Here is a 19594-nt window from a genome sequence, read left to right on the forward strand (position 1 = left end):
TGACGACGACCCGCTCATCTGGAAAACGAGCGTGCCGCCAAGGCAGCGATTGCCGCGTTTCGCAGAGAATCGTTACCGCGGCCACGCCGCCCGCCGCCCATGCAAGCCATCTATCTTTGACGGCCTCTTGCTATTTATCGTTTGATAATTAACTCTCGATCCTGCTTGAAGTCAAGTGTCAGACGTGCCGAACCGAAGCTGCGCGCCGACGAACGAGGATTGCTGCCATGTCTTTGCCGACGCTCACGACGGACCAACGGATCCCCGAACTCACCCGCGCACGCACATTTGCCATGGCGGTTTGTGCGGGTATCGCGGTCGCAAACATCTACTACAATCAGCCCCTGCTGGGCCTGATCGAAGCAAATTATCCAAACTCTTCCGTCATCGGACTGATACCCACGGCCACACAATTTGGTTACGCGGTCGGCCTCCTCTTGTTGGTGCCATTGGGCGATCTCGTCGAGAGACGACGCCTTATCGCTGTCCAATTCGCTGTTCTGGCGGCTGCCCTCGCATTCGCGGCGCTCGCTCCGTCCACGCTGGCGTTGATCGCGGCGTCGCTCATCCTGGGCGTAGCCGCCACTGTGGCCCAACAGATCGTCCCATTCGCTGCGACGCTCGCCGATGACCGGACCCGGGGCGCCGCGGTCGGCACGGTGGTAAGCGGAATCCTGGGCGGCATTCTTCTCAGCCGCACGATAGCCGGCTTCGTCGGATCACACTTCGGATGGCGCGAGATGTTTTGGCTAGGCGCGCCATTGGCCCTCGGCGCCGCCGCGCTGGTCCGTTTGATCCTGCCACGCCACCATCCGACGCAGACCATCGGATACGCTGCCGCACTGCGTTCGCTCGTCCACCTGCTCATCGAGGAGCCGGCGCTTCGGCTGGCCGCAGCGACGCAAGCGATGCTGTTCGCCTCGTTCATCGCTTTCTGGACCGTTTTATCTCTCCATCTGCAGGAACCGGCATTTGGGCTCGGTCCGGAGATCGCTGGCCTGTTTGGCATCATCGGTGCGTCGGGAATACTCGCTGCGCCGCTCGCAGGTCGAGTAGCCGACAAGCGGGGCCCTCATCTCGTGATTGCGATCGCTGCGGCTATCTCGCTTTCGTCCTGGGTTGCTTTCGCTGGCTGGAACACCGTCGCGGGACTGACCGTCGGCGTCGTGTTGCTCGACGTGGGAGTAAACGCAGCGCTCGTTTCAAATCAGCACCTGATTTTCGCCCTGCGTCCGGAGGCTCGGAGCAGGCTGAACACGGTGTTCATGACCGCAATGTTCATCGGTGGCTCGCTCGGGTCCCTCGGAGCGAGTTGGGCGTATGCGCACCTGTCATGGCTCGGCGTTTGTGGCTACGGGGCTGCGCTTGGGACAGCAGGCCTGCTCCTGCAGCTGCCGACGCTTCTGCCTCCGACCGGCCGGAAGGTCTCACATCACTGACCCCCACTCTTCGGATTTTGTGAACGGCCCCCATCAGGAGATTGCACGGAATGCGCATCGCGGTCGTCGGAGGTTCTCTTGCGGGACTATTCACGGCAACGCTGCTTACGCAGGATGGACACGACGTCACCGTTTACGAGCGATCGGTCCATGGGCTCGAAGGGCGCGGGGCCGGCCTGCTGGGCAGGCGCGAGACATTTGCCATTCTGCGCGCCTCGGGATGCGAGCACGTGGCTCGCGTCGGGGTGGTTGCGCGGGACCGCATCGTGTTCAGCGATGCGGGATCTACCGTTGACCAAAAGATGCCGCCTCAGACACAGATATCGTGGGACTACATCTATCGTGTCTTTCGGCAACGGATGTTGGATGGAGCGTATCTGGTCGATCGAAACGTCGAACATCTTCGCGAGCAAGCCGATCATGTTGTTCTTCGCTTTACCGACGGAAGCGAAGCGGTTGCCGACCTCGTCATTGGTGCTGATGGAATAGCATCCGTCGCGCGCGCCATCGTCGATGGCCCAACGGCCGCCAATGCGTACGCGGGCTATGTCGGATGGCGCGGCCTTCTTCCAGAACTTGCCTTGCCGGGCTTTGCGGCCGACGACCTCCTCGAACGTTTCGCATATTTCCGGATGCCCCATTCCCATGTGATCGGATTCCTGGTGCCTGGACCGAACGGCGAAACCGAGACCGGAAGTCGACGATACAACTGGGTCTGGTATCGGCCGGCCGTCGAACCGACCGCGCGGGACCAGGTGCTCACCGACCTCGAAGGCCGCGTCCACCCGTACTCGCTTCCTCCGGGCGCGGTTTCCGAAGGAGCCCGCGAGAATCTCGTTGACGACGCCAGGCGTCTGTTACCTCGCGCTTTCGCTGCGGCGATCGAAGCGACGACCCGCCCGTTCGTGCAAGGGATCTTCGACTACGAAACGGAGCGCATGGTCTCGCGACGGATTGCGCTGGTGGGTGACGCGGCATTCGTCGTGCGACCGCATACGGGAATGGGAATTGCAAAGGCTGCGGCAGACGCGCTCGCGCTGCGAAAGCACCTGTCATCGGCGACGCTCGCCGACGCACTCCGGGGGTACAAGCAAGAACGAGTACAAGTGGGCACAGCCATCGCCGCATCTGGCCGCGAATTGGGTGCGCATCTCATATGAACCCCTTTGTGGTCGTCGAAACAGCGAATTTGGGAGAGGCGGATGAGTTGGCATGCCGACCGTGACTTCACGGTTACGATCAGTGGTGGATCGGTTGCGGGGCTTTGCAATGCGATTACCCTTCGCAAACTCGGTGCAACCGTAAGAGTTCACGAACGCGTGCCGGGCCCGATGATGGCACGAGGGGCCGGCATCGTCGTTCAGAACGAATTGATGGGGCTGCTTGAGCAAAACGGTGCAGGTCCTCTCCCTTTCACGTCCTGCCGCGGTCGGCGATATCTCAACTCGGACGGCGGAGACGGCGTTCTGCAAGAGATGCCGCAGGAATTCACGTCTTGGGAAGCTATCCAGGCGGCACTGCGGGCCGGCGTTCCGAATGAATGTTATCGTGCAGGCTCAGAGGTGGTGACGGTGTCCCAGACGGGCTCCAGGGTCTCGGCGACCCTTGGCGACGGCTCTGTGGCGGAAAGCGATCTGTTCGTGGCTGCCGACGGCTCGGGCTCTGCAATACGGCGTAAAATGATTCCCGATGTCGAGGCGAGGTATGCCGGCTACGTTGCCTGGAGGGGTACGCTGGACGAGAGCAACGTACCTTCTGACCTTCTGGCCTTCTTCGACGACCGTTTCACCTTCTCCGAAGCCCGCAACGGCGGGCACATGCTGGCGTATTTCATCCCGGGAAGCGACGGCGCCGTTGCGGCCGGATCACGGCGTCTCAACTGGGTCTGGTATGTGCATGTTGATCCGACCGAGTTGACGAACGTGCTGACCGACAAGAACGGCATACGGCATCGATCTTCGCTTCCGCGCGGTACGACGCCGGAGAGGATCATTGCCGATCTGAAGGCGCGTGCTTTGCGCAACATTCATCCGAAGATGGCCGCGCTGGTCTCGGAAACGCGCGACCCTTTCCTTCAGACCATCCTCGACGTGACGGTGCCGAAAACCCTGTTCGGTCGGGTCTTGCTGACCGGTGACGCAGCTTTCGTCGTTCGGCCCCACACCGCGGGGGGAACCGCCAAGGCTGCCTACGAGGCGTCGGTTCTCGCGCGCGCATTGAAGTCGGCGCGCGCAAATGTTGACGTCGCGCTTCAGTCCACGGAGCGGCTGCAACTGGAATATGGCAACGCCCTCTACCAATACGGCCTCGCGCTCGGGAATCGCTGGTCGCGCGAAAGAAGCACCGACTAGCTCGATCAGCTGGCGCCCGGTCCGAACCGATCGACCAGAAAATCGATGAAGAGCCGGACCTTGACCGCAAGATGTCGCGTAGGTGGATAAACCGCGTAAAGGGCAAGCGGCGGCGCCGAATAGTTCGCAAGGACGGCTTGAAGACTGCCATTTTTTAGGGCCTCCGCCGCGATGAACTCCGGTATCAATGCGACCCCCCTACCCTTCGCCGCCACGTCGCGCAGCACCTCCGCATTGTTGACGCACAACGACCAGGCCGGCTGGATCCAGTGGTCGCCGTCGCCGCCCGTCAACTTCCACTGATTGCCCGTCAGCAGGAAACCGTAGGTCAGGGACACGTGATCGCGGAGGTCTTGCGGATGCATCGGCGTGCCATGACGCTTCAGATAGTCAGGCGACGCACATACCACCCGCGCGACGGGAACAATCTTGCGGGCGATCAGACTCGAGGATTCCAGTTCGGCGATGCGAAGTGTGACATCGAAGCCATCCTGGACGGGGTCGAGAAGATCGTCACTCAGCACAAGTTGAAGCTGAAGATCGGGATACTTCGCCATGAAGTCCGCGAGCGCCGGCCCCAGGCGTATCGTGCCGAACGACATCGGCGCATTGATCCGCAACAGACCGCGCGGTGCCGATTGCAGCTGCGTGACCGCCTGATCCGCAGCGTCAATCTCCGAGAGGATGGCGATGGCACGCTCGAAATACATCTGGCCGTTTTCGGTTGGACTGGCGTGCCGGGTGGTGCGGTTCAGCAATTGTACGCCGAGGCTCTCCTCGAGATCGCCGACATACTTGCTGATCGCGGAGCGCGAGAGCCGCAGTTGACGGCCGGCTTCGGCGAAGCTGCCACTCTCCACAACCTTTACGAAGGCTCTCAGGCTGCCCAGTTTGTCCATCCGCCCTCCGATTGTCGCCAAATTGTAGACACAGAGGTCATAAAATCATGGATTGTCCTCAAAACAAAGCCATCCGATATCTCACGCCAGAGCGATGTTGCTCATTCGACTTGGAGGAAGAGATGTCAGGACTTCATCACGTCACGGCCATTGCCGGCGATCCGATCCGGAATTTCGGCTTCTATACGCGGGATCTCGGCCTGCGGTTCGTCAAAAGGACCGTCAATTTCGACGATCCGGCCACCTATCATTTTTATTATGGCGACGAGACCGGTCGGCCGGGCACGATCCTGACGTTCTTTCCGTGGCAGGGAGTGCCACCCGGTCGTAGGGGCGTCGGCGAAACCCACCAAACCGCTTTCCGCGTGCCGCTTCGATCGCTGGGCTACTGGACGAAGCGCTTCCTGGAAAAGGGAGTCCATCACGAAGCGCTCGAAAAGCGTTTCGGGGAATCGGTTCTGTCGTTCACTGATCCCGACGGCATGGCGCTGGCTCTCGTCGGCGTGCCAGGAGCCGAGGATGAGCCGGCCTGGAACGACGGTGACGTGCCGGCCGAACATGCAATCCGCGGATTTCACGGAGTAACGTTGCTGCTTGACGATGCCAGGAAGACCGCGGCCATCCTCACCGACGTGCTCGGCTTCAGGGAGACGGCTCGAGAGGGTTCCGTGACCCGCTACAAGGCGGCAGGCGAGATTTATGGAAGCGTGGTCGACATCTATGAAGCGAAGGGATTCCTGAGAGGCCATGAGGGTGGCGGTTCGGTGCATCACATCGCATTCCGCGCAGCCGACGACGCCGAGCAAAGCAGGTTGTCTCAACGGCTCGTAGACAATCATGGACTGCATCCGACCGAACAGAAGGACCGCAACTACTTCCGGTCGATCTACTTCCGCGAACCGGGTGGCGTGCTGTTCGAGATAGCGACCGACATCCCTGGCTTTGCAGTCGACGAGCCGGTTGCGACGCTGGGACGCGCACTGAAGCTGCCGAGCTTCCTCGAGCCACACCGCGAAGAGATCGAGGGTGTCCTGCCGGAGTTGGAAGGAGCCGTGTCATGATGGACGAGTCCGCATTCGTCTATCGATTTGAGCCCGGAAGCAGAGCCGGTGCGCCTCCGCTCCTGCTCCTGCACGGCACCGGAGGAGACGAGAACGATCTGATGCAGGTCGGGGCTACGATATCGCCGGGTTCGCCGTTGCTCTCACCACGTGGGCGCATCCTCGAGCACGGTATGCCGCGCTTCTTCCGCCGCCTGGCGGAGGGCGTATTCGACGAAGAAGATGTGCGCAAGCGTGCTCTGGAGCTTGGCACGTTCGTCGACGGTGCGCGGCAGCGCTATGGTATCGAAGCGCCGATCGCCGTAGGATTTTCCAACGGCGCGAACATCGCGGCCGCGCTGCTTCTGATGAAACCGGAGGCACTCGCCGGTGCAGTCCTGCTCCGGGCCATGGTGCCTCTGTCGGAGCCACCCAGCGCGAGGCTCGACGGCAAGCCGGTGCTCATTCTCTCCGGGCAAGCAGACCCGATCGTTCCGGCCGGCAATGCCGCCAGACTTTCGGCGATGCTCTCGGATGCGGGCGCCAACGTGGTCCATAAGATCCTGCCCGCCGGACACCAACTTTCGCAGGCGGACGTCAGGTTGGCCCGCGATTGGACCGCCAGCGTTGACGCTCGAGTTGTCTAGCCGGATCTGGAGCCGAACTGTCACTCTGACAGTTCGGCTCCGATACATGGCCCGCGCCTGCCTCTCGACGACGGCGCTATCGTCAATCGCTTTCCATCACTTCGACCACTCGAGCCGCATAAAGCTCCTCCTGGTCCAGTTCACCTTCGACCCTGTGCATGACGCTGTCGTGGATGCGTGCGGAATTGAATAGTTCCAGGAGTTTCTCGCGGCCTGCTTCAACCGCGATCAGGACAGCACGGTAGTGCTGGAGTCTCCGTTCCCCATGGGATCCCTTGGCGAGAACATGGTCCTCGGCGATCGCGAGACGATGTCCGTACTGTTCGACCAGTCGCGGGTGGGCATGCTTGCCCTCGGCTCCAAGAGAATGCGCACGGATGGCATCGAACTGGGCTCGCGCGATTTCGGCCCGGACAGCCTCTTCGGAGAGCGTCTCTTCTCCGTGGAGCAGGAAATCCTTCCCGGCCAACGTCTTGGCGACCGGACCGAGCGTCAATCCGAGCACGACGATGGTCGCGGCGACAACGCAGAAGGTCACGAACAGGATGATATCGCGGCCGGGAAAATTCTCGGGCAATGACAGTGCGGCTGCAAGACTGACGACCCCGCGCATTCCCGCCCAACTCATCACTAACGGAACGGCTAGCGACGGATATGGATCCCGTTCGCGGAGAGATGGGATCAGCGCTCTCGGAATATAGGCCGTCGGGAAGATCCACGCGAATCGGGCGAGCACGAGCACCGCAAAGATCGTCGCGGCCGCCGGCAGAAGCGAAAGAACGGTTCCCCAATCCGCACCGAACCGGTGCAGAACGCCGCGAAGAGCCAGCCCGACAAGCACAAAGACCAACGCCTCCATCACGAAGGTTACGACAGACCAGACCGCGAGGGCCTGGACCCGAGACGCCGCGCTCAAGGTCTTGTGCTGCAGACGTCCAAGCACCAGCCCACATGCAACCGTCGAAAGCACGCCTGACACATGCAGGCCGTCGGCGAGTAGATAAGCGGCCCAGGCGGACAGGAAGGTCCAGACCACGGTGAGCCGTGCATCCGTCAATCTTCCGGCGACGAAGGCGCATATCCAGCCGAGCGCGCGAGACCGATCCCGATGCCCACAGCCGAGACGTAGACGAAGCTTCCTGCGGCCGCCCCCGCGCTGAAGGCACCGGTCAGTGCCGCAGCGACTGCGAAGCGAAAGAGGACGAGGCCCGAGGCATCGTTGATCAAGCTTTCGCCCTCCAGCAGCACGGCGATGCGCGGCGGGACATTAAGATGGTCCAGCACCGCACGCGCGGCCACGGCGTCAGGCGGCGAAACGATCGCGCCAAGCGCAAAACACGCGGCCCAAGGCAATGCCGGAAAGAATAAGTGCGTAACGACGCCGACCAGCAGCGTCGTTACCACGACGGCGCCGACGGCCAGTTGCAGGATTATCCGGAGATTGGCCCGAAAATCCGGCCACACCGTGAAGTAGGCGCCCGAAAGCAGAAGCGGAGGCAGAAAGAGCACCATGACGAAGTCCGGATCGAACTCCACTTGGGGAAGTCCCGGAACGAGAGCCAGAATGATGCCGGCCAGCACCAGCACGGACGCGGACGGCAGGCGCAGGCGACGGGCCACCGCGTCGAGCACGACGGCGATCATCAGGAGCAGCAGGATGGTCTGGAAGGTCTCGGAGGGGCTCATCGCGAGCGCTAGGCCGTCTTTTGCGGGGCGGGTTCGGACCCCGCTAAAAGCACCGCCGGCAGCGCGACAAGCGGGGGCAGCACGAAGCACCAGGTGCCAAACCTGGCATAGAGGCAGGCGCCAGCCGCGCACCCCAACGCGAATGCAGCCACACTCGCCGACATCTTGCCCAAGCGGGGCTTGGCAACGGTCAGAACAGAGACAGGCGCGCGTCGCAACACATCCGCGACATCGATCATGATCTGGGTTGTCGTTCCCGTCATCAGGGTGCTGGGTGGGTCCGTCCCCATGTGGATGCGATGGGCCGCGTTTTGAATGGCCATCGCGGCGACAAGGATCATCCCGGTGGCAATCGCGTGCCAGCTATCGCCTTGCACAAATGGTCCGAAATAGACGGCCGCGGCGCCACCCACGGCGAGAAGCAGCGTCTTGATGGCCAGCATCGAGCGGAGGATCGGCAGTCCCATGGCGGGGAGATAGAAGCTGAATATCCTCGTGACGATCACGACGACACAGAAGACGGGAAGGGCAAGAAGCTTGGCCAGCGCACCGGACGTTCCGAGCACAATGGCGGCACCGAACGTGACGAAGTTGCCGGTCACGTGCGCAGTGAAGAGTCCCTGAAGAGCGAGAAAGCCGGCGGTATCAACGAAGCCGGCGTTGAGAGTCATCAAGAGAGCGAGAAGGGAAATGGACTTCGACATGCTACCAGCCGTATTGGAGTTGGACACCCAGATAGTTGCTCGTGTGTCCACCGGCGCGGATGATCGTGTTGCCGACATCGAAATGCACGGCCTCGATGGCGCCCGCGAGATGGTCGTTGAACGCGTAGTCGACGCGAAGCTGACCATAGGCTCCGGTCCAGTTGCTACCGATGCCGGCAGTGCCCGCGATGGGCACGTTGGGCTGGACGTAGATCGCGTCGGCCGTTGTTTCCCGCCATTGCAAGCCGATGGCGCCCATCACCTTCAGCCGGCTCACCGGACTGACGGTGATAGAGGGTTTGAGATGCACCAGGTTCACGTAACCCGTGTAACCGGCAAGCGTGAAGTAGTAGCCGTTCGGGAAGAGCGGGTTGAACGTGCCCACCGTTCCGTCCGCCGGGCGGTGGTCTCCGGAAGCAGTATCGAACTGGATACCCAGGCGGGGCTGCCATGGTACGCTCGCCAACGTGTAGCCCGTTCGCGCACCGACGGCCCAGGCGCGAATGTCCGTGGTGCCCACCTGGCCTACCTGCCCCATGGCCTCCAGGTCCCAATCGAACTGCTGAGTCTTGCCAGCGAACCGTCCATCAAAGACGTGCCGGTGCTCCGCGCCAAAGGCGTCGAGGTATTTGGCGTTACTTCGTTCGTAGAGCGAATAGTAGCCGGACAGTTCGTTGTCTCCGAGCACCTTCCGTTCCACCCGCAGCGTGCTGAACTGGAACTGATCGTTCGACGTATCGTCGAAGGGGCGCCCGTCGAAATACTGGACGGGTCGGCTGACGAATCCGATGAAGCGCCAAACCCCGGTCTCCCAGTCAGCCCAGATGGCATCAAAGGATTGGCGTACGTTCGGTCCGTCTCGCGACGATACGAAACGCTGCAAGTCGAATGCGAAGTCCTGCCGCCCGGCGCGCGCCTTCAACGTCCCGCCGTCAAACCTGTTGACGTACTCCACGAAAGCGAGCCGGAGATCCAGGCGATCCTGGTCGACGGGTGTGACGTTGAACTTATGGAAAGATCGATCGTCCTCGAGTTGAACGAACGCGCGCCAATTTTCGTCGAAGTGAACATCGGCATGGATCTGCAGGCGCTGTAAGAGATAGCTGTCCACCGGCGTGTTGCCGGTACCGAAGCCGGCTGCGTTGTTGGTTTCGAAACGTTCGCGCAAGGTGACGCCCAACGAAATGTAGCTTTTCGGATCGGTGGCCCACAGCGGGATGTATTTGAGCCCGTCGAACGGTTCGGTGCGCAATCTGGGATCGGCAAGGACCGACCAGTCCTCCGCCCAGCGGTTCGCCTGAATCGCGGGCCTCTTGGGTAGAGCGGCGTCCCCGTCGTCTGCCTGCGCGCAATCGACGCCGGCGCCGAGAAGCGCAAGCACCAGGACGATCCAAAAAGAGTTGCGCAGACCGGCCCGTGCTGACATCGGCTGAAATCACCTCATTTGCTGTCGGCCCGGGATGCGCTCTTCGGCCCGGGCGAGTGTATTTCGGCGACATAGCCGCCCGGGAACATGACGAACGCCGCCGAGCGGCCGTCCGACGTGTAGGGTTCAACGAGTACCGTGGCGCCGGCGTCCTTTGCCTTGCCGAGCGTCGCGGCGAGGTCAGCCACTTCATAGCCCGTCGTCTCCCGCCCATAGGGATAAGGCAGATGACCATCCGTGACCAGCACGACCATCTTCCCGAAGGGGGACTCAATCCGGATGCGTCGGTAGGTCGCGTCGGACCTGCCGATCTCGATCCCGGGCGCCTTCGCATCGTCGGAGACGACCTTGCCGCGGGAGAACGCGACGAAGCTCCGGGTGAAGGCGGCCGCCCTGTCGGCCGAAACGTACACCCGATTCTCCGGGATCTTCTCGAAGGGAGCGTAGTTCGATTTGGTCGTGTGCCAGTAGAGCTGCATATTGACGCCGCCCGGCCACTGGATCACCGCGTCGCGCCCGATCGGATCCGGGAAGGTCGCGACGATCACGTCGGCGCCGGCTGCACGGGCGGACTTGATCGCAACGTCGATGTCGCTGACCAGGTATCCGTTGCGCTCGGCACCAAACGGGTACGGCACGGGCGTCTTGAAACCAAACACCGAGACCGTGCCGACCGGTGTCTGAAGCAGCTGCGAAGTCGTACTGCTTGGCGTGGGCGTGACAGTCGCAACCACCTGCTTGGTGCTTTGACCACCAAAAGTCGCGAGAAAACTCGATACGAACTTGTCCACTTCCTCGGGTGCGACATAGACATGGGTCGTATCGTATTGCGGCGCGACGGAGACCGTCTCGCGCCCGGCCCTGCCCGTATCCTTGGCGATCGCCGGCATCGCTGCGGCGGCGACAGCCGCGACGGACAGGAGCAGAATCGATGCGGATAGCCTTTTCATGGGCAACTCCCTAAGCGAGATTTACTACGAAACGTGGTTTCGACGAGATGCCGTCGCTTCGGCGTAAATCGACGCGACGACTAAACCGGCGATGAGGCCGAGGTGTTCGAAGAACGCATTCATCGCCACGAACTGTTCGTGGCCGGTGGATAGCCAAAATGCGTTCGCGGTCAGCATCGCTACAAAAGTCAGCACACCGAGTCCACCGGCCCCGACCCACACAAGCCGATTAGCGACGACGAGCAGCGAGCCGCCCAGCTCGATGACGATCGCAAGCGTCGCCCACAGCCAACCTGGATTGAGACCGAACCTTTCCTGCTCGGCTACGGCGCCGGCGAAGTCTGAGAGCTTGGCGACACCTCCGATCAGATAGGCCGATACCAGCGCGAGACGCACCAGCGGCCAAAGCCACGGCCAGGCGAGAATCTGGCGGATCAGGCGCGGCGTGTCGATGCGGCCGATCATCCTAGACCGCCCAGCAGGCACATCCGAGCGCGCCCCAGAAACTCCTGATGTCCGAAACCGGAAGTTTGCTGGACCAGGCGCGGGCGTGATCATGCCCATGCACGCCGCAGGCGCTGGCGCAGCCACACATCTGCATCGCCTGCGACCGTATGGCCTTCGCCTTCCCGTCCGACCCGACCCAGTTACCATAACCGCCGAAGCTGCGCACCGGCGACCAATCGGGCATTGCGGGCGGGGGCGCGGTGTCGTCGAGCGCCTTGAAATCTCCGGCGCCATAGACGATGCGGCCGCCCACGACGGTGAGATCGCTCGTCGTGTCCGCAATCTCGTTTTCGGCGCAGGAGAAATAGTCGCGATCCGGAACAATGAGGTCGGCGAACTGTCCAACCTGGATCCGCCCCTTCTTGCCCTCTTCATTGGAGAACCAGGTCACATTCTCGGTCCACATCCGGAGCGCCGCTTCCCTGTCGAGGCAATTTCGCTGCGGATAGAGGCGCAGACCTCCCACCGTCAAGCCGGTCACCAGCCACGCCAGCGAGACCCAGGGATTGTAGGACGCAACGCGCGTAGCGTCTGTTCCAGCAGAAACCTTGACGCCCTTGTCGATGATCTTCTTCACCGGCGGCGTCGCTTCGGCCGCGCCATAGCCGTAGCGCTCGACAAAATATTCGCCCTGATAGGCCATGCGGTGCTGCACGGCGATGCCGCCGCCAAGCGCCGCGATGCGGTCGATCGATTGGTCGGAGATGGTTTCGGCGTGATCGAAGAACCAGTGCAGACCTTCGAGCGGAGTGTCCTGGTTGACCTTTTCGAACACGTCGAGCGCGCGCGAGATCGTCTCGTCATAGGTTGCGTGCAGGCGCCAGGGCCATCTGTTCTGGACGAGAATGCGGACGACGTCCTCGAGCTGGCCCTCCATCTCGGGCGGCATGTCCGGGCGCGGCACGCGAAAATCCTCGAAGTCGGCGGCCGAGAACACCAGCATCTCGCCGGCGCCGTTGTGGCGGAAGTAATCGGTGCCCTGCTTGTACTTGGACGTCCGGGTCCAGTTCAGGAAGTCGTCCTTCTCACCCTTCGGCTTCTGGGTGAAGAGGTTATAGGCAAGCCGGATCGTGAGCTGTCCTTCGTCGGACAGCTTTTGAATGACCTCGTAGTCCTCCGGATAGTTCTGAAAGCCACCGCCCGCGTCGATGGCGCCGGTGACGCCGAGCCGGTTCAGCTCGCGCATGAAATGCCGGGTGGAATTGACCTGGTAGTCGAACGGCAGCTTCGGCCCCTTCGCCAGCGTAGCGTAGAGGATGTTGGCGTTCGGTTTCGCCAGCAGCAGTCCGGTCGGATTGCCATTTGCATCACGCATGATCTCGCCGCCGGGCGGCTCCGGCGAGTCCTTTGTGTAGCCGACGGCGCGGAGCGCGGCGCCATTCAGGATGGCGCGGTCATAGAGATGCAGGATGAAGACGGGGGTATCGGGCGCGGCCGCGTTGAGCTCGTCGATGGTCGGCAGCCGCTTCTCGGCGAACTGGTGCTCTGTGAAGCCGCCGACGACGCGCACCCATTGCGGTGGCGGCGTGATCGCGACCTGCTTCTTCAGCATAGCCATGGCATCGGCGAGCGACCACACGCCGTCCCAGCGCAGCTCCATGTTGAAGTTGAGCCCGCCGCGAATGAAGTGGAGGTGGTTGTCGATCAGGCCGGGCAATACGCGACGGCCCTTGAGATCGATGACCTTCGTCGACGGACCGGCGAGCGGCATGATCTCCCGATCGTGGCCGACGGCGCTGAACACGCCGTCCCTGATCGCCACGGCGCTGGCGGTCGGGTTGCCATGGTCAAGCGTGGTGAAAAGACCGCGGTGGAAAATGACATCAGGCGCGCCATTCATGATCCACTCTCCGTGGTCTTTACCGTCGCAGCGGCGTTGGATTGCAAACTACGGCCGCCGGGCAGCATGCCGAACATGTGGGGCGCGCACTTCGCCTGCCGCCAGGCAGCGGCGAGTCCATGACCCGCGGCGACCTGCTTGGCGATCGGGACGATCTGCTCGCCCGCCAGAATTCCCAACAGCCCAACCAGCGCCACCAGCGGCGGCGCCGGCGATCGGACATCAAGCAGGCTGTAGATGACGCCGACCAAAAGGCCGGCGCCGAGGGACAGAACATAGATCTTCATCGCAGGCATCCCGAGGAAGCTATTGAGAGCAATCAGGCCACCTTGGTGCCGGCCTCGGAGGCATGCTCGCCGAGAGCCCACTTCGAGAAGCGGACCTGAATGCCGTACGGCGAGTGCGCACGCAGGATGTCCATCATGCCTTCGTAGGTCTCGGTGCGCGCCCAATCCTGCTGGAGCTCAAACGCGTATTGGCACGACGTGATCGGAACCGCACCGGCCTGCACCAGGCGATCCATTGAACGGTTGTGCGCCTCCATCGAAAGATCGCCGCAGGCATCCGCCGCTACATACACCTCATAGCCTTCCTTGAGCATGTCCAGCGCCGGAAACATCACGCAAGCTTCCGTCCAGAGACCTCCGAGCACGAACTTCTTGCGCCCGGTTGCGGCAACGGCCTTCCGAAAATTCGCATTGAGCCACGAGTTCATAGACGTACGGTCGATGACGTCGTGTTTGGGAAACAGCTCCACGACTTCCGGCATGAACGGTCCGGAAAATGAATCTTTTGCAACCGTGGACAGGACAGTCGGAATCTTGAACAGCTTGGCGGCCTTCGCCAGAATCTGGACATTGTTGAACACCACGAGCCGGTCGTGTGACTGGACGCCCTGGTACATCGCCGGTTGATAGTCAATGAGCGCAATGGCGCTGTTGTCGGGGGTCAGCATTTCGAGTTTGGACATCGAGATTTCTCCTTGAATTGACGATCGCTGGCTGAAGCGAATGGCATCCTGCGTCCGCGCACCTTGCGTGTATGATCCGCGCCGACGCCGCGTGATTGGACAAGTTCATCACTGCTTGGACGAAGTCGCGATGAAGGCTTGCGTGCGACGAACCGTCCCTGACGACGCCTCAAGCTGGGATCGCCTCCCGCAGAACCTGGTTGGTGCGTCCGCCAGAAACGCGACGACGTGCAAAGAGCGCCGAGATCGTCCAAGCCATCGCACTTTCCATCCAGGATTTTGGCGAAGGATGGCCAGCCGCGCTCATGACATCAGCCGCTCGGCCACAGCCATAATGAAGGAATGATAGATGGCGCTGCTGAAACTGCGGGATGGTACCGACCTCTACTTCAAGGACCGGGGTAGCGGAAAACCGATACTCTTCAGCCACGGCTGGCCGCTCAGCGCGGATATGTGGGACGCCCAGATGCTGTTTTTCGCCAGCCGCGGTTTCCGAGCGGTGGCCTTCGATCGCCGTGGTTTTGGCCGGTCGGGTCAGCCGTGGGGCGGCTACGACTACGATACGTTCGCGGATGATATCGCCGAGCTCATCAAGTATCTCGATCTCGGAGACGTCGCCCTGGTCGGCTTCTCGATGGGAGGCGGAGACATAGTGCGCTACATGGCGCGCCACGGCTCCTCGCTCGTGTCAAAACTGGCGTTGGTGAGTGCCGTGACTCCCTTGTTCGGCAAGACGGTAGACCACGACGGGGTCGACAAGTCCGTCTTCGACGGCATCAAGGCCGGGCTCGTCGAGGATCGTCCGCAATTCCTGGACGACTTCAGTACGCTTTTCTATGGAACCAATCACGGCATGAAAGTGTCCCAAGGGGTGTTTAAGCAGACGCTGCAGATCGGCTTGCAGGCCTCCATCAAGGCGACGATCGACTGCGTGACCGCATTCTCCGAGACCGACTTCCGTCCAGATATGGCCAAAATCGACGTGCCAACGCTCGTGATCCACGGCGACGACGATCAGGTGGTTCCGCTTCAATACACCGGAAAGCTCGCGGCCGAGTTGATCACGTCCGCCAAGCTCAAGGTCTATTCGGGAGCCCCGCATGCGACCGCTATCACTCATGCGGATCTGCTCAATGCGGATCTGCTCAAATTCCTGAATTCGTGAAATTAAGGTGACCACATGACGGACGGTACCCCGCATCTTCTCGAACCGAAGGACTGTGCACTTCTCTTCGCAGATCAGCAGGCCGGGCTCGCCTTCGGCGTGGGGTCGGTCGACCGCCAAGTCCTCCTGAACAACGTGATCGCGCTGGCCAAAACGGCCATGGCGTTCAGCCTCCCGATCATTGCCTCGACCTCCGCGACGAAGGTTTACAGCGGGCCGCTGATGCCGGCGGTCAGCGCGGCTTTGCCCGGTATTGTGCCGATCGAAAGGCGCAACATGAACGTTTGGGAGGACGACAACGCGCGCAACGCGATCCTCGCGACGGGGCGCCGGCGCCTCGTCGTGTCGGGGCTGCTGACTGAAGCATGCGTTAGCTTCGCTGTTCTATCTGCCTTGGCCGCCGGCCTTCAGGTCTACGTGGTCGGCGATGCCTGCGGAGGTCTCACCACGGCCGGCCATGACCTGGCGCTTCGCCGTATGGAAGCAGCGGGGGCACAAGCAACGTCCTGGATCCAGGTCCTGTTGGAATTGCAGCGAGACTGGACCCGCCGAGAGACGTATGACCGCGCGCGGGCAATCGTAGAGGCTCACGGCGGCGGATACGGTATCGGGTTATCGTACGCGCGCGACATGATCCATCCGACCTAGATAATTCGGCGGATACCGCTCAACCTTCAGAACGAGCCCGACGCCAAGCGCCAGGGCTCGTTCCCACGCTGCGGGAAAAAACCCTCGTGAAGTAGCTCTGGTCGCCAAACCCGCAGATCAGCGCGATATCTGCCAACGGCAGTTTGGTGGTCGTCATAAGGCGTTTGGCCTCTTCGATCCGCAGCCGGGAGAGATACTCGTGTGGCGCAACACCCATACTGCGCCGGAAAGAGCGAGCGAAATGACTCGGCGTCAGTCTGCACTCGGCTGCTACATCGGCGATCGTCAAGCTGCTGGCGAGGCGAACACGCATGATATCCTTGGCGCGGCGTTCCTGCCACGGCGCAAGGCCGCCCTCCTGAATGCGCTCGCATGAGCGAATATCCCCGTAGGTCTGGGCAAAGTGGGCGAGCAAGCTCAATCCGAGCTGATCCAGAAAGAGCTGATTATTCGCCTTCTCCTCTTCCAGAGCGCTCAAGAGAACGCTTGAAAGCGTGGACAAATAGGGATCGCGACGATCACGAGCCCACTTGAGCGTAAAAACCGGCTTTGCGTTATTCTCGTAGGCGAAATCGTCAAGTGCGCGGCGCGGAATGTAGTATTGGACGGCGTCAAACGGGCCTCTGAATTCACACTGCGGATTGTCGCTCAGGTCAATGACGCTCACCGTTCCGGCGCCGAACGATCCGGAATATCTCTGGCGTCCCGCGAGCCAGCATGAATGCCTGTCCAAATCCCCCAGCTGATAAAGGATGCTAAACGCAGGCTCTGAGGGAATCGCGGCGGTCCGCTCACGAACAAAGCGGGTACATGTCAACCGCGTGACCGCAAGTGCGAGCTTGCCCTGGCGATTGACCTTGTGAACACAATCGCCTTCCATTCCGAGGTGCTTGCTGAGGCGACGACCAAAAAAGCCATCGGAGGAGGTATCGACGTCTTCGATCATCGGAGCTCATTCGGATTTATCGGGCCTATGATATGGTATCGACCAAACCCGGTTAAGAGAACCGGCTCCGTCGGACGTTTTTCACGGACCTAACTTCCGCAATGGACAAAATAGCTGGAATTTCCGTCTTCGTTCAAGTCGTCGACTCGGGAAGCTATGTCGCAGCCGGCAGAGCCATGGGACAGACCGCTTCATCGATTGGAAAGACGATTGTGCGTCTGGAAGAACGGTTGGGGGTACGCCTCTTTCACCGCAACACCCGAAGCATCAGCCTTACGACCGAAGGTGCGCGTTTCCTTGAGCGCTGCCGCGCGATCATGAATGAGATAGCGGCAGCGGAATCCGATCTCGCCGCGGCTCGGGAAGGCCCGCACGGTCGCTTGAGGGTAAGCGTCCCGATGGTCAGCGATGCATGGAACGCTGTCTTCGTCGAGTTCATGACACGCTTCCCCGAGATCGAACTCGAGCTGAGCTACAGCAACCGGAATGTTGACCTGATCGAGGAAGGGTTCGAGGCCGCCCTTCGGATTGGAAATCTCGAGGATTCCAGGCTCCGATCGAGAAAGATCGGTTCGTTTCGACTCGTCTTGGTGGCGGCGCCCTCATACTTATCCCGCCGGCCGGCGCCAACCCGTCTGGATGATCTTGGGGATCATCTGTGTCTGAGAACTCAAAATTCTTCGACAGGCAGACTATATCCCTGGCCCCTGGGGCGGGAGTTCATACGACGCAGCGAGCGCCTGCTGAAGCGGCTCGTGGCCGATCACAACGCCATGCTGCTCTCAGCCTGCCTTCAGGGACAAGGCATCGCCTGCATACCCGAGTTTTGGGCGCGCCGGCACGTCAAGTCCGGTGAATTGGTAACGATCCTCGAGCAGGAGACCGACAACAGGAGAACCGTGTCGGCGCTTTGGCCTATGGGACCATCCTCGCCAAAAACCTCGGCCTTCGTCGAGTTCATCGCCGACGAACTTCCCGCCATCCTACTGCCAAGCAACTGCACAACAACAACCCCGGCTAGTTGAGCGGGGGCAGGATGCTTTGCAATTCGGGACGACGTTGTTCGAGAAATCCCGGCAATTTGAGACCTTCTCCAAGGCGATCACGCGCCTCGTCAACTGCGAAGCCGGGTCCGTCGGTCGCTATCTCGAAAAGAACGCCGCATGGCGCCCGGAAGCCGACGGCAGTCAGATATGTTCTCTCAATCGGCTCAGTTACGGCGATGCCGTACATTCTTTGAAGCTTCTGGATCATGCCTGACTGATCTTCGGTGTCGGCCGCACGGAAGGCCACATGTCTGATCGTGCCTCCCCCCAGTCGGCCCCGAGACGAAGCCCCGACCGTCCGCAGCGTCAGCGTGCCTCCGGGACCGTCATGCGCGACGAAACGGATCGAATCCTCGGCTTTTGAAACGCGTTTGAATCCCAGTACGTCCTGGAGAATATCGACCGTGGCGTCCTCTCTACGGACGTTTAAAGTTACCTCATTCAGACCCATGACCGCTTGAAGGTCTTCGCTGCGCTCCGCTTCACGATGAATTCGCTTCGACTCCACCAGGGCAAGCGCGGTTCCATCGGGGTCGACGAAGCAAAGCATCGCCTCTCCAAATACCGAATGGTCCAATCTGCAGGCCACGTTTGCGGCTTTGAGCCGCTCCGACCACCATGCGGAGGATCCCGCCGGCACACGGAAAGCCGTCTGTACGACTTCACCGACTCCGACCATCCCCTTTGCGACGCATCGCCATGCCAAGGTACTTATCACCGTACCCGGGCTCCCCACGTTGTCGCCAAAATAGAGGTGGTAACTTCCCGGGTCGTCATAGCAGACGGTCTTCTTTACCCGCTTCAGACCCAAAATGTGGGCATAGAAATCTGCGGTGCGCTGCACATCGCCAACGACCGTCGTGATGTGATGAAGTCCACGTGCTGGCCGGCACGATCCATCTAGTTCAGCCACGACACGCGCTCACCGCTGCCTTGCTGAATGTGACTAGAAGACTTTCCATAGCCGATATGCATTCCCTGATGATGCGATCCAGATCGCGCACGAACGCAAATCGTCCCTCTGTTCGCGCCATTTGGTAGTCGCCGCTCCTGTGTGAGCGCATATTGAGGGCCACACCGGCCGAAATGTCTTGGATTTTAGCCCGATCACGAAAATGGGAGCCAAATGGAGCCGGGAGCCACGACTGGCATCTTAATTTCAATCTGGACGCAATCGTACAACCGCGCGCCAGAACGTGCAATCAGCGGGGCTTGCCTTGGATCAACATCGCAACAAAATTCTACCCGCCGAGCGCGACAAAAAACGTCGCCGACCTCGACCTCCTGCCTGGCGGCCGCCCCGTACCAAAACGTCCAAACGAGGTGGAGG

The 19594-nt window shown here is 61.3% G+C and carries 20 protein-coding genes; 8 read left to right on the forward strand and 12 right to left on the reverse strand.

Annotated elements, in window-relative coordinates:
- Nucleotides 1-227: 227 nt before the first annotated feature.
- Genes BLR13_RS04050 through BLR13_RS04060 form a run of 3 tightly spaced genes read left to right on the forward strand, consistent with a single transcriptional unit; the run spans nt 228 to nt 3790 of the window.
- On the forward strand, nt 228-1439 hold the full coding sequence (locus BLR13_RS04050) for an MFS transporter (RefSeq protein WP_074827419.1): 1212 nt from the start codon (nt 228-230) through the stop codon (nt 1437-1439).
- Between the two features lie 50 nt (nt 1440-1489).
- Nucleotides 1490-2599 carry an FAD binding domain-containing protein gene (locus BLR13_RS04055; RefSeq protein ID WP_074827417.1) on the forward strand — a complete coding sequence of 370 codons (1110 nt, stop codon included), beginning with the start codon at nt 1490-1492 and terminating at the stop codon, nt 2597-2599.
- 42 nt (nt 2600-2641) lie between these two features.
- A complete protein-coding gene (locus BLR13_RS04060; RefSeq protein WP_074827415.1) occupies nt 2642-3790 on the forward strand; it encodes an FAD binding domain-containing protein in 1149 nt (382 codons plus the stop codon).
- 5 nt (nt 3791-3795) lie between these two features.
- Here the strand turns inward: BLR13_RS04060 and BLR13_RS04065 are convergent, their stop codons facing one another.
- Nucleotides 3796-4689: a LysR family transcriptional regulator gene (locus BLR13_RS04065; RefSeq protein WP_074827413.1), complete on the reverse strand. Its 894-nt coding sequence runs from the start codon at nt 4687-4689 to the stop codon at nt 3796-3798.
- Nucleotides 4690-4811: 122 nt separating this feature from the next.
- Here BLR13_RS04065 and BLR13_RS04070 point away from each other — a divergent pair, with 122 nt between their 5' ends.
- A complete protein-coding gene (locus BLR13_RS04070; protein ID WP_074827411.1) occupies nt 4812-5750 on the forward strand; it encodes a ring-cleaving dioxygenase in 939 nt (312 codons plus the stop codon).
- On the forward strand, nt 5750-6376 hold the full coding sequence (locus BLR13_RS04075) for an alpha/beta hydrolase (RefSeq protein WP_074827409.1): 627 nt from the start codon (nt 5750-5752) through the stop codon (nt 6374-6376). The genes BLR13_RS04070 and BLR13_RS04075 overlap by 1 nt, the downstream gene beginning before the upstream one ends.
- 82 nt (nt 6377-6458) lie before the next feature.
- Here the strand turns inward: BLR13_RS04075 and BLR13_RS41590 are convergent, their stop codons facing one another.
- From BLR13_RS41590 to BLR13_RS04115, 9 genes are read right to left on the reverse strand one after another with little or no spacing between them, the layout of a single operon-like run.
- A complete protein-coding gene (locus BLR13_RS41590; RefSeq protein WP_244525083.1) occupies nt 6459-7412 on the reverse strand; it encodes a cation:proton antiporter in 954 nt (317 codons plus the stop codon).
- A gap of 17 nt (nt 7413-7429) precedes the next feature.
- The gene (locus BLR13_RS41595) at nt 7430-8020 is read right to left on the reverse strand and encodes a cation:proton antiporter domain-containing protein (protein ID WP_244525084.1); all 591 of its coding nucleotides are present in this window, start codon (nt 8018-8020) and stop codon (nt 7430-7432) included.
- A 50-nt stretch (nt 8021-8070) separates the two neighbouring features.
- A complete protein-coding gene (locus BLR13_RS04085) occupies nt 8071-8766 on the reverse strand; it encodes a YoaK family protein (RefSeq protein WP_074827407.1) in 696 nt (231 codons plus the stop codon).
- Nucleotide 8767: 1 nt separating this feature from the next.
- Complete coding sequence (locus tag BLR13_RS04090) at nt 8768-10192, reverse strand: alginate export family protein (RefSeq protein WP_074827405.1); 1425 nt, start codon at nt 10190-10192, stop codon at nt 8768-8770.
- A gap of 14 nt (nt 10193-10206) precedes the next feature.
- Nucleotides 10207-11142, reverse strand: a complete 936-nt coding sequence (locus BLR13_RS04095; protein ID WP_074827403.1) for a glyoxalase — start codon at nt 11140-11142, stop codon at nt 10207-10209.
- Nucleotides 11143-11166: 24 nt separating this feature from the next.
- On the reverse strand, nt 11167-11607 hold the full coding sequence (locus BLR13_RS04100) for a DoxX family protein (protein ID WP_074827401.1): 441 nt from the start codon (nt 11605-11607) through the stop codon (nt 11167-11169).
- Nucleotide 11608: 1 nt separating this feature from the next.
- Nucleotides 11609-13489: an amidohydrolase gene (locus BLR13_RS04105; RefSeq protein ID WP_074827400.1), complete on the reverse strand. Its 1881-nt coding sequence runs from the start codon at nt 13487-13489 to the stop codon at nt 11609-11611.
- Nucleotides 13486-13776 (reverse strand): XapX domain-containing protein, encoded by a 291-nt coding sequence (locus tag BLR13_RS04110; RefSeq protein WP_074827398.1) that lies wholly within the window; start codon nt 13774-13776, stop codon nt 13486-13488. The genes BLR13_RS04105 and BLR13_RS04110 overlap by 4 nt, the downstream gene beginning before the upstream one ends.
- Before the next feature lie 32 nt (nt 13777-13808).
- Nucleotides 13809-14459, reverse strand: a complete 651-nt coding sequence (locus BLR13_RS04115; RefSeq protein WP_074827396.1) for a hydrolase — start codon at nt 14457-14459, stop codon at nt 13809-13811.
- 349 nt (nt 14460-14808) lie between these two features.
- Between BLR13_RS04115 and BLR13_RS04120 the strand changes: the two genes are divergently transcribed.
- Entirely contained in the window at nt 14809-15624 is an 816-nt protein-coding gene (locus BLR13_RS04120) for an alpha/beta fold hydrolase (RefSeq protein WP_074827394.1), read from the forward strand.
- A 15-nt stretch (nt 15625-15639) separates the two neighbouring features.
- The gene (locus tag BLR13_RS04125) at nt 15640-16272 is read left to right on the forward strand and encodes a hydrolase (protein WP_074827392.1); all 633 of its coding nucleotides are present in this window, start codon (nt 15640-15642) and stop codon (nt 16270-16272) included.
- 19 nt (nt 16273-16291) lie between these two features.
- Here BLR13_RS04125 and BLR13_RS04130 read toward each other — a convergent pair whose 3' ends face one another.
- On the reverse strand, nt 16292-17218 hold the full coding sequence (locus BLR13_RS04130; RefSeq protein ID WP_074827391.1) for a helix-turn-helix domain-containing protein: 927 nt from the start codon (nt 17216-17218) through the stop codon (nt 16292-16294).
- Between the two features lie 101 nt (nt 17219-17319).
- Between BLR13_RS04130 and BLR13_RS04135 the strand changes: the two genes are divergently transcribed.
- Nucleotides 17320-18243 (forward strand): LysR family transcriptional regulator, encoded by a 924-nt coding sequence (locus tag BLR13_RS04135; protein WP_074827388.1) that lies wholly within the window; start codon nt 17320-17322, stop codon nt 18241-18243.
- Here BLR13_RS04135 and BLR13_RS04140 read toward each other — a convergent pair.
- Nucleotides 18236-19177 (reverse strand): ring-cleaving dioxygenase, encoded by a 942-nt coding sequence (locus tag BLR13_RS04140; RefSeq protein WP_074827385.1) that lies wholly within the window; start codon nt 19175-19177, stop codon nt 18236-18238. The two genes, BLR13_RS04135 and BLR13_RS04140, sit on opposite strands and share 8 nt — an antisense overlap.
- Nucleotides 19178-19594: the final 417 nt, after the last annotated feature.

It is taken from the genome of Bradyrhizobium ottawaense (assembly GCF_900099825.1).
In the GTDB taxonomy this organism is placed as follows: Bacteria; Pseudomonadota; Alphaproteobacteria; order Rhizobiales; family Xanthobacteraceae; genus Bradyrhizobium; species Bradyrhizobium ottawaense_A.

What these genes read in the sequence shown, in the direction of transcription:
- BLR13_RS04050 (WP_074827419.1), top strand. Translation starts at nt 228, where the DNA reads ATGTCTTTGCCGACGCTCACGACGGACCAACGGATCCCCGAACTCACC.
- BLR13_RS04055 (WP_074827417.1), top strand. Translation starts at nt 1,490, where the DNA reads ATGCGCATCGCGGTCGTCGGAGGTTCTCTTGCGGGACTATTCACGGCA.
- BLR13_RS04060 (WP_074827415.1), top strand. Translation starts at nt 2,642, where the DNA reads ATGAGTTGGCATGCCGACCGTGACTTCACGGTTACGATCAGTGGTGGA.
- BLR13_RS04065 (WP_074827413.1), bottom strand. Translation starts at nt 4,689, where the DNA reads ATGGACAAACTGGGCAGCCTGAGAGCCTTCGTAAAGGTTGTGGAGAGT.
- BLR13_RS04070 (WP_074827411.1), top strand. Translation starts at nt 4,812, where the DNA reads ATGTCAGGACTTCATCACGTCACGGCCATTGCCGGCGATCCGATCCGG.
- BLR13_RS04075 (WP_074827409.1), top strand. Translation starts at nt 5,750, where the DNA reads ATGGACGAGTCCGCATTCGTCTATCGATTTGAGCCCGGAAGCAGAGCC.
- BLR13_RS41595 (WP_244525084.1), bottom strand. Translation starts at nt 8,020, where the DNA reads ATGATCGCCGTCGTGCTCGACGCGGTGGCCCGTCGCCTGCGCCTGCCG.
- BLR13_RS04085 (WP_074827407.1), bottom strand. Translation starts at nt 8,766, where the DNA reads ATGTCGAAGTCCATTTCCCTTCTCGCTCTCTTGATGACTCTCAACGCC.
- BLR13_RS04090 (WP_074827405.1), bottom strand. Translation starts at nt 10,192, where the DNA reads ATGTCAGCACGGGCCGGTCTGCGCAACTCTTTTTGGATCGTCCTGGTG.
- BLR13_RS04095 (WP_074827403.1), bottom strand. Translation starts at nt 11,142, where the DNA reads ATGAAAAGGCTATCCGCATCGATTCTGCTCCTGTCCGTCGCGGCTGTC.
- BLR13_RS04100 (WP_074827401.1), bottom strand. Translation starts at nt 11,607, where the DNA reads ATGATCGGCCGCATCGACACGCCGCGCCTGATCCGCCAGATTCTCGCC.
- BLR13_RS04105 (WP_074827400.1), bottom strand. Translation starts at nt 13,489, where the DNA reads ATGAATGGCGCGCCTGATGTCATTTTCCACCGCGGTCTTTTCACCACG.
- BLR13_RS04110 (WP_074827398.1), bottom strand. Translation starts at nt 13,776, where the DNA reads ATGAAGATCTATGTTCTGTCCCTCGGCGCCGGCCTTTTGGTCGGCGTC.
- BLR13_RS04115 (WP_074827396.1), bottom strand. Translation starts at nt 14,459, where the DNA reads ATGTCCAAACTCGAAATGCTGACCCCCGACAACAGCGCCATTGCGCTC.
- BLR13_RS04120 (WP_074827394.1), top strand. Translation starts at nt 14,809, where the DNA reads ATGGCGCTGCTGAAACTGCGGGATGGTACCGACCTCTACTTCAAGGAC.
- BLR13_RS04125 (WP_074827392.1), top strand. Translation starts at nt 15,640, where the DNA reads ATGACGGACGGTACCCCGCATCTTCTCGAACCGAAGGACTGTGCACTT.
- BLR13_RS04130 (WP_074827391.1), bottom strand. Translation starts at nt 17,218, where the DNA reads ATGATCGAAGACGTCGATACCTCCTCCGATGGCTTTTTTGGTCGTCGC.
- BLR13_RS04135 (WP_074827388.1), top strand. Translation starts at nt 17,320, where the DNA reads ATGGACAAAATAGCTGGAATTTCCGTCTTCGTTCAAGTCGTCGACTCG.